10 protein-coding genes are annotated in these 12,900 nt (G+C 60.5%); 6 read left to right on the top strand and 4 right to left on the bottom strand.

Annotated elements, in window-relative coordinates:
* The first annotated feature begins 346 nt into the window (after window positions 1-346).
* Window positions 347-1,036, top strand: coding sequence for an ATP-dependent DNA ligase (locus tag JJC00_RS00735; RefSeq protein ID WP_200470888.1), 690 nt, complete (start codon window positions 347-349; stop codon window positions 1,034-1,036).
* Window positions 1,037-2,013: 977 nt separating this feature from the next.
* Here the strand turns inward: JJC00_RS00735 and JJC00_RS00740 are convergent.
* Window positions 2,014-2,274, bottom strand: coding sequence for a helix-turn-helix domain-containing protein (locus JJC00_RS00740; protein WP_200470889.1), 261 nt, complete (start codon window positions 2,272-2,274; stop codon window positions 2,014-2,016).
* Window positions 2,275-2,432: 158 nt separating this feature from the next.
* Between JJC00_RS00740 and JJC00_RS00745 the strand changes: the two genes are divergently transcribed.
* From JJC00_RS00745 to JJC00_RS00760, 5 genes are read left to right on the top strand one after another with little or no spacing between them, the layout of a single operon-like run.
* Complete coding sequence (locus JJC00_RS00745; RefSeq protein ID WP_200470890.1) at window positions 2,433-3,011, top strand: DUF4339 domain-containing protein; 579 nt, start codon at window positions 2,433-2,435, stop codon at window positions 3,009-3,011.
* A 37-nt stretch (window positions 3,012-3,048) separates the two neighbouring features.
* Window positions 3,049-3,171 (top strand): hypothetical protein, encoded by a 123-nt coding sequence (locus JJC00_RS38530; RefSeq protein WP_283816781.1) that lies wholly within the window; start codon window positions 3,049-3,051, stop codon window positions 3,169-3,171.
* The gene (locus tag JJC00_RS00750) at window positions 3,165-3,458 is read left to right on the top strand and encodes a hypothetical protein (protein ID WP_200470891.1); all 294 of its coding nucleotides are present in this window, start codon (window positions 3,165-3,167) and stop codon (window positions 3,456-3,458) included. The genes JJC00_RS38530 and JJC00_RS00750 overlap by 7 nt, the downstream gene beginning before the upstream one ends.
* Before the next feature lie 34 nt (window positions 3,459-3,492).
* The gene (locus tag JJC00_RS00755; protein WP_200470892.1) at window positions 3,493-4,245 is read left to right on the top strand and encodes a PP2C family protein-serine/threonine phosphatase; all 753 of its coding nucleotides are present in this window, start codon (window positions 3,493-3,495) and stop codon (window positions 4,243-4,245) included.
* 23 nt (window positions 4,246-4,268) lie between these two features.
* Complete coding sequence (locus JJC00_RS00760; protein WP_200470893.1) at window positions 4,269-4,805, top strand: hypothetical protein; 537 nt, start codon at window positions 4,269-4,271, stop codon at window positions 4,803-4,805.
* Between the two features lie 936 nt (window positions 4,806-5,741).
* On the opposite strand, the gene JJC00_RS00765 is transcribed toward JJC00_RS00760, so the two are convergent.
* The 3 genes from JJC00_RS00765 to JJC00_RS00775 all read right to left on the bottom strand — a co-directional run bounded on the left by JJC00_RS00765 (window position 5,742) and on the right by JJC00_RS00775 (window position 12,899).
* Window positions 5,742-11,045 (bottom strand): sacsin N-terminal ATP-binding-like domain-containing protein, encoded by a 5,304-nt coding sequence (locus tag JJC00_RS00765; protein ID WP_200470894.1) that lies wholly within the window; start codon window positions 11,043-11,045, stop codon window positions 5,742-5,744.
* Between the two features lie 154 nt (window positions 11,046-11,199).
* Complete coding sequence (locus JJC00_RS00770) at window positions 11,200-11,535, bottom strand: DUF6527 family protein (protein ID WP_200470895.1); 336 nt, start codon at window positions 11,533-11,535, stop codon at window positions 11,200-11,202.
* Window positions 11,532-12,899 carry a HesA/MoeB/ThiF family protein gene (locus tag JJC00_RS00775; RefSeq protein ID WP_246774324.1) on the bottom strand — a complete coding sequence of 456 codons (1,368 nt, stop codon included), beginning with the start codon at window positions 12,897-12,899 and terminating at the stop codon, window positions 11,532-11,534. Before JJC00_RS00775 ends, JJC00_RS00770 begins: the two co-directional genes overlap by 4 nt.
* Between the last annotated feature and the right edge of the window lies 1 nt (window position 12,900).

Consider the following 12,900-nt stretch of genomic DNA (forward strand, 5'->3'; position numbering starts at 1 on the left):
ATCAATGGGAGCACGAGCCCCGCTGCCAACCCGCCTTCGTCAATCACTACGAATGCGGTGGCTGCGGGGCAGTCTGGGAGGACATCTGGTCCTGCGGCTGCGACGACGAATGTCCGAACTGTCGAGTTGATACAAGCCCGAGTCGCTCTCAAAAAATAGCTCCTTGCGCCTGCGACTATCTCGGGCACTGACGATGCAAGCAGGAATTCCAAGGCCCGCAGCCGACGATGTGATGGGCGTGCGGAACGTCTCCCTTCATCTGCCCCACCATCCCGCGACTGGCAGCATAGACCGGGCGCACCGCAGTAGGTGAGACCGGATCGATGACAACACCGGTGGAGAGCGGATGAGAGACCGCGAGATCAACAAGCCAAGTTCATGGAACGGCAAGGCGCTGAACGGCGATTGGCTGTTAACGCTGAAGATCGATGGCGTCCGCGCCATCTGGCACGACGAGCACGGCTGGCTGAGCCGGGCGGACAAGCAGCTCTACAACATCCCGCCGTGGAAGGGTGGCCCGCGCGACTGCGAGGTGTACGTTGGCACCTTTCGCGACACCATCAGGGCGACCCGCACGAAACATCTCAAGCCCGGCACCCCACCGATCCTGCGCGAGCACCTCTATGGGCTCGATCCGCTCGACGCTCGGCTCAACCAGGGCAGGCTGACCGATCCTAGCGTGAACGACATCCTCGACCAGCTCAGCCGCGCCCAATCATTGGGTTACGAGGGCGTCGTCCTTCGGCAGAAAGACCGCTGGATCAAGGTCAAGCCGGAGGAGACGCACGACGTAGTGATCACCGGATTCTGCGAGGGCGGGGGCAAGCACGTCGGACGGTTGGGGTTCGTCACCACCACGCAGGGCGACGTGGGCAGCGGCTTCTCCGAGGAGGAACGAGTGGCCCTCTGGGCTGAGGCTGAGGCCGGAACGCTGGTCGGGCAGATGATCGAGGTGAGTTGCATGATGCTCACCCCGGATGGCATGTTTCGCCATCCGAGGTTCGTTCGCATGCGGCCGGACAAACTCGCCGCGTAGTCCCCGTAATGACAGAAGGACCGGCCCGAAGGAGCAGCGGTCCGCGAGGAGCAACCTGGGCTGCTCGCCCGAGGCATTGAGTGATTATGGTCATCAATCTCGCCTTCGCCGCAACGTCTGGGCCCTCGCCGGACAATGTCCTGACGCCTCTCGCACGAGCCGCTTATTTGTCTAAATAGCGCTGGTTGGCCATCGCTCCGCCTATGGCGCAAAAAAATCAGCCGGCAGGCGCTGCTCATCCCACTATATTTTTGCCCCGCCGATCCGCCCACCCACCTCCCCACCCCTACCCTCCCCTTCCCTTTGCACTTCAGCGCAAAGGGTAAAGGAGAGAGGTGAGTACCACCAGACGACCCGCCCCCATTGCACAGCCCCGAAGTCGGCTTGCTGATTCCACATCACCGGATTTTCGCGCTATGCCAAGCTTCATCCCGGGCGCTCAGCCTCGGTCGCGTGGCTTACGACCCGTTCACTGGGCTCGACGTGACCCGGCCGGCGACCCATCCGTCGTGCATCCTCGGATGAGGATCTGCAACGGGTGTGTCCGATTGGGCCCTTTGAGAACGCCGCCTCTCTGATTAGGCGCCTTACCAGTATCGAAGGCGACTGCGCGATCCGCTCCCAGTCCTTCGTCCGCGCCTCCTCAAGACGGCGCCTCCAAAATAGAATTGGCCGCATAGGATCGGCCTTCAAAGCTAACGGATCTTCATCGGATTAACCCGCAACGATTGCGTCGCCCTTGTGCCATTGCTTTTACAACACCTAGACGAGTCCGACGAATGCCGAAACATTCTGACCTACGAAACGAATCAACTGCGATGCTTCGTGCGAATCTTCCCAGAGCAGCGACGAGGGGTACCGGCACGTAAGGGACTCGGAAGCGTGACGTAGCCTGATGACTTGCAAGGTGCGAAGCTCAAAGAGCCCCCAACCGGGGGCTCTTTTTCTAACTCCGCCGATGGTGCCCACGAAAAACCTCACTTCTTCTTGCGTCCCTTTCTAAGGGTCGCCGGAGGCTTTTCACCGTGCTTGGGCACTAGCAGCAATTCACTTACCGCAACCTCCAAAGCAGCCGCGAGCCGGTCCAGAGTTTCGACCGTCGGGTTTTCGACCCCGCGCTCAATCCGCCCGACGTAGGAGCGGTCAACACCGGCGTCCACCGCCAATGCCTCCTGAGACAACCCGCGCCTCACGCGAAGCCGCCTAAGATTCCAAGCCACCAAAGCCTTCGCCTTCATAGGCAGAAGAGACGGCTTTGCGGTCCTTTAAAACACGGATTATACTGCTCCTATTTCAACATTCGCTTCGGGCTGAAGCGAAACATAGGCGGCCTTTGGATGAACCCCTCCGGCGACATCCTTGGGATGCCTAAGAGAACGAGGAAGCTGGGGCGGTAATGAGCGATACAATTGAGGCGGGTGGCGCAAGCGCCAGCAATTGGTACTTCACCGAGAACGGCCAGCGCAAAGGCCCGATAACCGCGACCGACCTATTGGAGCTGTTGGAAGCAGAGAAAATCAGCGGCGACACGCCCGTTTGGCGCAAGGGTCTTGCCGACTGGCAGCCGCTCCGAAATACGGAGTTGGCTGGGCATCTTCGGGATACACCTCCCCCAGTCGCGTCCAACTTTGTGAACAACAGCCTTGTCTGGACTCTCGCCATCGCACCGATCGGCTATGCTTTCCTCGCGGGATGGCGCGACATGCAAATTATGGAGGATCCCCTCGGAGATCACTCCTTCGCACAGTTCGTCGCTCTGGGTCTTCCTTTACTGCTCAACGCCACACTGTGCCTCGTAGACGAGCAGCAACTGAAACGCGCGGGTTACGCCGATAGATGGCTCACGCTCTTCGGTATTCTTCTGGCGCCCGTCTACTTGTTCCTGAGAGCGAAGCGCCTGCGCCAAACGCCTGCCTATGGCTACGCCTGGGTGGCGTCCTTCATCATCAGCATTCTCCTGTCGACCCCCCACTAGATTTCGACGTTCCAGCAACATCCCGCGGAAGTCTGACATGGACCATTTCGACGATCTCGTCTTCATCGGCGTGTTTTTCTTGATTATCGGCGCAATCTACATCGCCCCCACTTTTGTTGCCTTCAGGCGCAACCACCGAACCGCTGGATCATCATGGTGACCAATGTCGCCTTCGGCGGCACGATCATCGGGTGGGGGATTGCGATGGTGTGGGCGATGCGGGCGGCTCACCGAATAGGCGCTGTGAGCAGCGGCGGGGAGTCAGGCCTCAACCTCTTCGTCAACGACATGAAAAAGATTCAGGTCGTCGATCCTACGCCTCTGCCCGCCACGTCTCCTGTGCAGGAACTGGAGCGCCTTCATGATCTTCTCGTCCGGGGAGCGATTTCCCAGATCGAATTCGACGGCGTGAAGGCGAGGCTGTTAGGTGGCGCTTCGTCACGATAATGACGGCGCCCCTCATCGAGGCTTGAGCGACCACATGACGAGATGGACCATTGCTGCCTTTACCCATCGCGGTCGAGTGCGCCCGAACAACGAGGATGCTATCGCGATCGACAATCGTGTCCTCACCGGTGACATGGACGCGCCTATAGTCATGACGTCACCGAACGGTTCCTGCCTCCTGATGATCGCGGATGGCATGGGTGGCCACGCGCACGGCGCGATGGCCAGCCGAGCCGTGCTCGATTATCTGGTTGCTACGGTCGATCGGCTTTCAAGTCCCGCGTCCTGTGCCGAGGTAGTCGAGGAAGCCAATGGGCATCTCTATGAACTCATGCGGGAGCACGAGGAAGCGCTCGGCATGGGTTCGACACTCGTTGGAGCCGTTCTGACGGCCGGTAACCTACTCACATTCAACATTGGCGACAGCCGCGGCTACCTGTTCAGCTCGGGCCAATTGGTGAAGCTCAGCTACGACGATGTACTCGAAGGCGCGAGCAGTCCCTTCGGGCCCCGCCGGTCCCATGCTCTCACTCAGGCTCTGGGCGGCTCCACATTTCACCTTGCCGTCGAACCTCACATCTCCATCGACGCGCCGCTTGCGCCAGGCGAAACCCTGCTCCTTTGCAGCGACGGCCTTACCGACATGGTCAGCGACCAAGCTATCAGTGACGCATTAGGAACCGCCCAGGACCCGCTTCAGGCCGCGAAGCGTCTCGCTGCAAAGGCATTTGGCGCCGGAGCACGAGACAACGTCTCCTTGCTGATCGCACGCTGTTTGGACGCCTGAATTGTAGCGAAAGGAACCGTTTTATGGGGTTGGAGCACTCTTTCAAAACTTGCTGCGTTGCAGCGATCTGTATCGCAATCAACTGCACAAACAGCCGAGCAGAAGTTATCGTTTACAAAGAAGCTTGCGCGCATGACGCATTCGAAGACTGGAATCTGACGTGCAAGATCGACAAGAACACCTTTGCCGCTGACCCCAGCGATTTCCGAACCATCACTTTCAGGGAAATCAGGTCCATAACGATCTGCGCATCGTTCAACAACGGTGGCGGACTGAACGTCCCTGCAACCATCGTCCACAATTACAACGACGGCAGGCAGTCAAAGCCAACTGAGCTTTTCAACACCGTAAAATTCCAGGGTGGTTTGACGGCCAATAAAGTTTCCTGGCTCGGAACAAGTCCGCGGTTCGTTCCGGCAGATGGCCGGGCGTGGAGCGTGAGAGCCGACCTGCTTCAAACCGGCCGCCCGAACTTGTTCGCTTACACGGAGACCATGCTGAACGGTCAAAGGCCGGTCGGGGAGATACGCGCCTCATGCAGCTTTCTTCAGGACAAATGAAGGGCATACTGCAAACGCACAGACGGACTGCGATCCTTTGTCTTACCGTGCTTGAGTACTTCCAATGAAAAGCCGAGGCAGACCTCGATGCTGAATAGCGCTCGCTGAAAGGATGACGGAATGACGTTCGATAAATATGCTGCTTTAGGTAGAGGCGGAGCAATGATTATGGCTCTGTTCCCGACTACAGCGACAAGTCAGTCATCGAGAATCGACGTGCCGGTCATGATCACGCCCGGTGGTGGAGATGCTTGTGCAAATGGCGAGATTGTTGGACTGGATCCGAAGGGTGACGGATTCTTGTCCGTGCGCAGTGGCCCAGGGGGGCGCCCATACAGAGAGATAGATCGTTTGTTCAACGGCAATCAGATCTACATCTGTGGCCAAAGCGGCGCCTGGTATTCGGTGGTCTACACCGCGGATAGAGGCATTGGTCGCGAGTGCGGTGTCAGCACGAGCTGGTCAACACAACAACCCTACACCGGACCGTGCCACCACGGTTGGGTTCACTCGCGGTACGTAAAAGGCGTCGCCGGATAACTCACGCGACGGGATCGAATGGGAAGGCGCTCAGCTTGCCGAAAGTGTGGTCCGAGATATGGGCTGTAGAACAGCCAATTTCAGGAGGCTCTAAAAAATAGAGACTTTTCGACCTGTATGGCGAAGAGACTGTCCAAAATGGTGTATACGCCCTCATGCGCGCTGGTTCGCCGAGGTACAACAAACGCCCTGCACCGCAGGCGTGACCAGTGCGCCGGACATCAGGCTCGTCCATCGCAATTCGCGTGCAATCTTCACACAAGTATGGGCCCGAGTGTGGGCGAAAACGTTCGGCGGAAGGTTGAACTCGGTTGCAACTGAATAGCTCGCTGGCGTGAGCTCACCGTCGCGTGACGCAAGTAGCGGTGAGAAGACGAACACGGTTGCGCGTCACTATCACCGCCTCTCGAACCGATACCGTACCGAGCCGCTTCGTACGAGCCGGAACCTATTCCTCGTATCGGCGCTAACCGGGTTGCTCAATGGCAGAACACGCCAGCGGGAGGGATCGAATACGAACGGCACATACAAGATCCTGAATCGTCGCTTGCGTTCAAGGCTGGCACTACCTGCGATCTCGAGCTCCCGGGCGCTCAATTCGAATTCGCCACCTTCGTCAAGCGCCGACTTCACCTCATAGAGATACTCGTGTCTGGCGGTTTCGATGCGGAAGTCATAGCCAAGGCTGTCGTCTCCCTCGCTGCCGGTACAAAAGGATGCTCGGTTCGAGGATACCCAACAATCGTCGGTCATTTCCTTGGGGTGACGCCGGCGCAGATATTCACGAGCAAGCCATTCGCTGGCGATACCCATCGCCTGGCGAACGGAATCTGGAGGTTGGTTGCGCCAAGCTTGGCCTCTCCCACCGCCTGGCCCCGGGTGCCGGCGCTCTCCACCTGATTGCTCCTGGACAGCAAGACGCGGTGGCCGGCTTCGATTGAACCAATCGGAACCTTGGGCGAGCGTAGCTTCGGCGAGCTGCTCGAACAGCGCGACGAAGCCGTCTCCACCGGTATCGAGCGGCTGGTCGCCAAACTTGACCGTGCGCTTCTCGACGTCCGCCTTGCGACGCGCCTCGTGTGTCTCGCGCTCTTCGTGCTGGAGATCGGTCTCGGTCAGCTCAAGATCCTCAATCGCATCGGTTTGCGGCATGTCAAGTGGCCACGCCTCGACCCTTGACAGCAAAGCGGGAAGAGATTCCCGTCTGGCCGCTTCAAAGTCGATAAACCCCTTGTCGTAGAGGGCGCGCACTACCAGCTGGGGGTCCGCCGTGTCCATCAGCGGGGGGCGGCCAATGCCCTTCTTTCGACACCAGACGCGTATGAGGCTCGCGAGCCGCGCGTGATTCGACGCGATTAGCTTTCGGTTAGCTGCGACGACGGTTTCGAAATCGGGCAACGTGATCGATGGGTCGTCGGCACCGAGGTTGGCCTGAGCTGCAGTAGCGGCGATTCCCGCGACAAAATCTCGGTCAATCGTTTCGTACTCGATCGGCCACGCTGGGTCGAACGCGACAAACTCAAGCTTGCGGAGCGCAACATAATCGCCGAGGTCCCTACCCTCGCGCCAGTTGCCGGCAAACCGCCGGCGTACGCGATCAACCAGCGAGGGCGTAAGCTCCGCCATGAACACGCCGAACAGGCGACGAAAGTCCGCCTCGCTGTTGAGGGGTGGATAGCCTAACTCGGCAAGCGTCCGGCCGTAGGCCTGGAAGTCGAAACCCATTCGCCGGCGTATCAGGACTTGGTCATCTGTGGTGTCGATCGCTGCAAGCGCTTCGCTTGCCGTGTCCGCTCCTAGTTCGGTGATCAACCAGTCGCGCAACTTCAGCGCTGGGCCAAGCCTGTCCTGCCGTTGCACTAGGCTATCGGCTGTGCTCCTCCCTCGTATAAAGCAGACGATCGGCAACACTGCGCGCACCAGTCGCTCCACGCCACCGCGAGTTGCGGCGAAGTGGTCCCGGACAACACTGACGTCACGACGTATGGCTCGCGCGAGCATATCCTCGCTCGGCGCGACAGAAGCATCCGAGTAACCCTCCCGCACCAGGCGTCCTAACATAGGCTCCAAAGTGTTTCTGCGCGAGCCCACGAGCTTGGTAATCGCTGGTGCAGCCTCAAGTAAGAGATCGACGCTGATCGGCTCGTCGCCGGTGACCAACAACGTGGGAAATCGGGCGTGCGGGACCGCCTGGACGCGATCGTCGCCATGAGCTGTGATTTCCTGGTCGTCGATCAGAAGCGCGAAGCGCTCGCATCGCCTCAGCCGTATTTGTCGTAGGCGGTGGTCGAGCTCGTCGGTCCGCAAGGTGCGGAACTCTAGTGCATCGCCGAGATATTCGTGGGCAAGGATTGCAACGTCGCTCAGCCACGCGAGGCTCCCAGCAGCGAAGTGGGGATCGGTCGGGTTAGGTTGGAACGTCTGTCCGTCGACTTGCAGCTGGACGTCTCCCGAATCGGCGAGCCTTGGCGCAAAGCCGCCGGTGGCGACCAGCAGGTCCCGGAGGATCGCGCCGTCTGTCTCGCCCACGTCGAGGATGGCTTCACCGCGGTCGGCAAGCGCCCGCGCAGCGAAACCCTGGCGTTCGGTGGTCACATGAACAATAGGCGGCGTTTCAGGATCTGGCGAAAGCAGTTCGAGCCCACCCGAGCGCTCGACGACGATCACCAGTGACGTCCCGAGCGTCGGCCGCTGCTCCGCAACATCATTCCATGCGCGCCGAAGTTGCTCGCGCATCTCACGCCGCTCCGCTGCTGACAAATCGGAGAGCGCAGTCGCGAGGGACACCAGGCGACCAGGGGCGGACTCAGCCGCAGCCCAGTCGCGAAGCCCGATTCTTTCATCGAAGAGGATTGCGGGAAGCGCGTTACGGCTGCCGGGTTCCGCGGAAAATCGCGGGACAAACCGGGGCGGCATCTGGCGCATGACCGTCGTCGACCAACTCTGACTAGGCGCCTCGAAGCTGGCCTCATCGCGGCGCAGGCCCGCTGGCCAGCGACCTTCCCGAAGGAAAACCTGGAGCGGCGTTGGCAACTCGATGCTCTGATACCCACGCCAATGACTGATTCTGAAAGTGAAATGCGCTGCGCCATTCTCGCGAAGATAGGCGATGATTAAGTCGGAAAGCGCCTCCCGTGCGGCGAGGGACAGCGACGAGTGCTCAAGCTGTCCGGGCAAGCGCCAGACCTCACCCTGGAGCTGATATTCGGTATATGGATAAGAGAGGCTCACTTTCCTGGCATGCGCGGTCCAATGAGCATCGAGGCCCAGCTTCGGCAGGCCCGAGAATAAGAGGCCGTTCCAAAAATTCGAGGGCGTTCCGACTCGGCGAATCTCGCCAGTGATCGGCTGCAACCCATCACGGACACCTAGCAAACCAAGAAAGCGCAACCAGTCCTCACGCCGGTCGTCGGATCCGGTGCGCGGCCAATTAGCAAAACTGATGACTAGCTTGCCCTTCTGGTCGTTGGCGTCCGTAGACTGTGGCGCCGCTTCGTGCAGATACTGTTCGAGGATTCGGCCAAGCGTGCTCCACGATGCCGATAAGGACGTGTCGGACGCGGCGAACCAGCCTCCGAGACAAGGAACGAACAAGCCTGCGGTGCGAAGACTGTCTTCGACCGCCTTCCCGCCTGTACTTCGCCAAACCCGATACGCCCAAATCAAAACTTCGCGCCGTTGGTTTTCGGTCGGCGAGCGACCAAGGCTGCCCTCAAGGCCGTTGAGTACCTCCAGCGGATCGTAACGCCTCAGCAAACCCGCCTTCTCGAAGGCACGCAAACTGGCCTCAGAAATCTCGATCGATTGCTTTAAGAAACGGAACTTCCGGAAAAGTGAGGAAGGCGGGCTGGGCGGTCCCTCGTTGCGCCTCCCGCGCTCTTTGCCAATGCGATGGAACACCGGTGGGACTCCATCGAGGCCCCCGGCGGTGGCGCCGAGTAACTTGTCGTTGTTGTCCGGGAACAACTTCTTGCCCTCAAGAGTCGAGAGCCGGAGAGAGGTGGCCGTGTAGACCGCGACGATGTCTTCATAAAAGTCGCGCCATCTGCGAGGAGATTGCCGAGCTTTGGCGGCGAGATGCGCGGCGATCGCTTCACTCCACTGCGAGAGTATGTCCTCGTTCGGTGCAAGTGGCAGCGACATGGCGGCGGCGAGCGCGCGGACGCGCACGATGCGCCCCTCGCCGATCGTGAGGGACAAAATCGCGGCATTGGCGACACTGGCAAGCTTCGCCGGCGTTAGCTGATGCGCGCGGACGTCGGGCCATGCATACAGTTCATTGAAGCTGACCCAGCGCGCAGGGCCACCCGGTACCACGGGCCAGATCCCGGCATCCGCCAAGGGGCGCTCGAGAGCAGCAAAGGCCTCTATAATCTTCGACGTATGGGGGGCTGACCACGTGGCAAGGTCGACCACGGCGCTCTGTGGTAATCTCAGGTCACCATCGACGATCGATAGTACAGCTTGCGCGGCGGTCCTCGCCGCCGCCTCCAACAGATAATTGTTGAGCGGTAGGTCCGGCTTAATCGAACGGCGGTCGATGTCTGCGAAGAACGGTGCGTCGATATGCCCCGTCATCGGCGACACGGCGCGATCGTCCATTGGCAGGAAATTGAATAGCCGTGGCGCCACGAGCATCGGGGAGCCGAGCGGGACCGCAACCGACACCACGGCGTCCCCCTTCCAGGAAAGCCAACGCTTCAACGGCGGCGCGACAGAGATGCTGGCGCTAACCGCATCAAGGACTGCCGGCTTTGGTAGAACTTGCCGGACGACGAGGAAAGCGTTCGTCCGGTCCAGTGTCACGCGCTCCATCTGGAAGCCCTGGGGAAGCTTGGCCTCGATCGGTGCAACCTTGCGCGTCAGTTGTGTGTGCCTGGGCGGCTGCCCAGATACTAGGACGGTGGCTTCCAGCGACGACAACCGGTCGAGGAAAAGTAGGACGGGCGCCGGGGCGTCGAGGACCGCCGCCACCTGCTTGCGGGCCAGCTCGACCGCCCGGGCCGTGGCGAGCGGAAGGGCAACCACCGTGGCATATCCTTCCTTACAAAGCCGGCGCACTTCGGTAGACTGCTCTCGAACCGTAACGGGGACGAGATAGCGCGACACATTTGACGCAACCTTAGCCGCTATTTCTGTGGATGCCCCAAGGTGAACCAGCCGGTCCTCTATTTCGTTGGTCGTGGCAAAGCGGAAGCAGTAGCCGTCGAACTCGTGGTCGGCTGCGCGCCGACCGACCGAGAAGATGTGGACATCATCTGTCAGCGCCTCAACGCTGCGGAAGCCCAGCCCCTTATTGCCAATACCTTCGCCAATCTCTTTGTCGCTCGTACCGATGTTGCGAATCGCCTCCAAGTTCGAGGCCGTGAACGGACGACCCTTGTTCGCGACGAGAAGCTCGCCGCGGTCGGGACCATCGATGACAAGACGAATTGCAATCTCGCCCTCTTCGTCGGGGCGGTGCGCGTCATGTGCATTCTGTAGAAGCTCGAAGAGAACACGGTCACCATACTGGGCGCCGATCACGTCGTTAAGGCTCTTCAGGCTCTCGTATGTCTTGAGCTTACGATGGTGCGCGTCGAGCGCATGTTCCAGTAGCGAGCGCGTCAGGGCGTCTATCGTGTCGGCTGCGGTCGACGGCGCGGGAAAGACCACTAGCTGGGCCGCCAACTCTTCCGGTAATTGTTCCAAATCATCCATGTCGTTACATCACGTCCAAACTCTCGAACCGTCGCTGATCGACGGCGTCCGCTGGCGGGTAAGCAAAAGGGTAGACGCCCATCCGGTCAGAGCGTTTTCCACAGCGGTCATCAGTCGATTATTCCTGCCAGATGCAGCTCGGCGCTGAATAGCGTCAGTCGCACCAAGTGATCTTGCCTGATTGCACCCAAAAATGCGACTTACATCCTTCGCGCAGCCAGACGGAGGGATGCAACGATACGTGGCCACGAGAATCGACAGAAACGTCCCACCGCGGCTTCACCTCTCTCAGCAACATCATTTCTAAACGCTTGCCGCAGCCGCAGGGGCACCGCATGCCGACTGACCAGTCGTCGCCGTCATCGCGAGCCACGACAAGAGCCAAAAGTGGCAGCTTTTCCGGCAGCATGTCGCCATCGACGATCTTGAGCTTCCGGCGGGGCGTAAGGGCGGCGACGAGCCGACGCCACCAAAGCGGCTTCGTTGTCATGCGACCCTCCGCTGCAACGCCAGCGCTGGCACTCCGAGGAGTGGCTCGGCCGCGCCTTCGGACACCGGAAAGCAGTGCCGATTTTGGAACTGGCTTTCGGAAAAAACGTCCTCGTCGCCCTCGGCGAGCATGAAGATGGTGCGAGCCCGCGTTTCGTTCGCGAACCCGCCAAAGGGAAACAGCCGCGCGATCAATTCGACGACACAGGCCGAGGCCGCGCGCATGTTGAGTGTGATGACCCCCGGCGCCTCCTCCGCCATCCCGCGCAAATAGCCGTCGGCGATCTTCCTGGCGAGCGCATGGGGCGCCATCCGCGCGAGATACTCCGCTTCGAGAAGCGCCGCGTCGTAAACGCCGCGATCCATTAGGCTTGAGCCGCCCGGATAGACGTAATCCACCCGACCGTAGACCTCGGCAACGCGGCGTCTGCCGTCCGGCATAGGTTCGGTCGGGATCGCAACGCCGACGTCGAACAATGGCATCGCGAAATAGGCGGCTAGCCGGTCGGCGATATGGCGGCCTTCCGCTGAGTCGACGCAGGAGAAGAGGATGTCGGCCTCGCATGCCGCCAGAACCGCCTCGCGCGTAGCGACGGAACGCGGCACGCTGATTATCTCGCCATCGGACCGATAGCGCCGGATGGCGTCGGCGAACATCTCGACCTTCAGAGATCCGACGTCGGCGAGCGTCGCGTTCAGGATGCGGTTGAGGTTGCGCTCCTCGATCTTGTCGAAATCGATGAGAATGATTTCGCCGACTCCGAGGCGGGCTAGCTGTTCCGCAACGATCGATCCGGTCCCCGACACGCCAATTATACAAACGCTAAGACGGCCGAGCGACGCCCGCATGTCGCCGGTGAATGCCATCGGAGGTTTCATCGGGCCTGAGGCCGTCGCTCCGTCGCTCCACCAGGTTTCGATGTCCACTCCAGCTTTCATCACGAGGTCGACCGGCGTGGCGTGGTTGTCCTCATAGACACGCGCCCGCATCGCCCCGCTCGCGATCATGATCGCTGAGCCCGCCGCCTGATCGGTGCCGTGCCGGATGGAGCTCATAAGAACGCGGTCGCTTTCGTCGTCGGCATTCGAGAAGGTAAAGAGCCCACCCGGATGTGCATGGACGGCGATCACGGCGTCGCCGCATACCGACGCCCGGTCGATCGCGGTCTCCACATATTCGCCGGGCCAAGTGATGAAGTCGGGCCGGCGCGTGCAGTGCTCGTGAGGAACGCAAATTACTTCGCGTCCGAGCCATTTTTGGCGACGTTGGCCCGTCGCCGCGCAGAGCAAGAGCGCGGCGGCTTCGAGACCGTCGCCGGGAAAGAGATGCGCCCGAAGTTCGTCCGCCTGCTTCGCAGGCAGCACC

It is taken from the genome of Bradyrhizobium diazoefficiens (genome assembly GCF_016616885.1).
GTDB classification, from domain to species: Bacteria; Pseudomonadota; Alphaproteobacteria; order Rhizobiales; family Xanthobacteraceae; genus Bradyrhizobium; species Bradyrhizobium diazoefficiens_F.

Bases quoted from the DNA above. Each gene is read 5' to 3' on its own strand.
- JJC00_RS00735 (WP_200470888.1), top strand. From the start codon at position 347: ATGAGAGACCGCGAGATCAACAAGCCAAGTTCATGGAACGGCAAGGCG.
- JJC00_RS00740 (WP_200470889.1), bottom strand. From the start codon at position 2,274: ATGAAGGCGAAGGCTTTGGTGGCTTGGAATCTTAGGCGGCTTCGCGTG.
- JJC00_RS00745 (WP_200470890.1), top strand. From the start codon at position 2,433: ATGAGCGATACAATTGAGGCGGGTGGCGCAAGCGCCAGCAATTGGTAC.
- JJC00_RS38530 (WP_283816781.1), top strand. From the start codon at position 3,049: ATGGACCATTTCGACGATCTCGTCTTCATCGGCGTGTTTTTCTTGATT.
- JJC00_RS00750 (WP_200470891.1), top strand. From the start codon at position 3,165: ATGGTGACCAATGTCGCCTTCGGCGGCACGATCATCGGGTGGGGGATT.
- JJC00_RS00755 (WP_200470892.1), top strand. From the start codon at position 3,493: ATGACGAGATGGACCATTGCTGCCTTTACCCATCGCGGTCGAGTGCGC.
- JJC00_RS00760 (WP_200470893.1), top strand. From the start codon at position 4,269: ATGGGGTTGGAGCACTCTTTCAAAACTTGCTGCGTTGCAGCGATCTGT.
- JJC00_RS00765 (WP_200470894.1), bottom strand. From the start codon at position 11,045: ATGGATGATTTGGAACAATTACCGGAAGAGTTGGCGGCCCAGCTAGTG.
- JJC00_RS00770 (WP_200470895.1), bottom strand. From the start codon at position 11,535: ATGACAACGAAGCCGCTTTGGTGGCGTCGGCTCGTCGCCGCCCTTACG.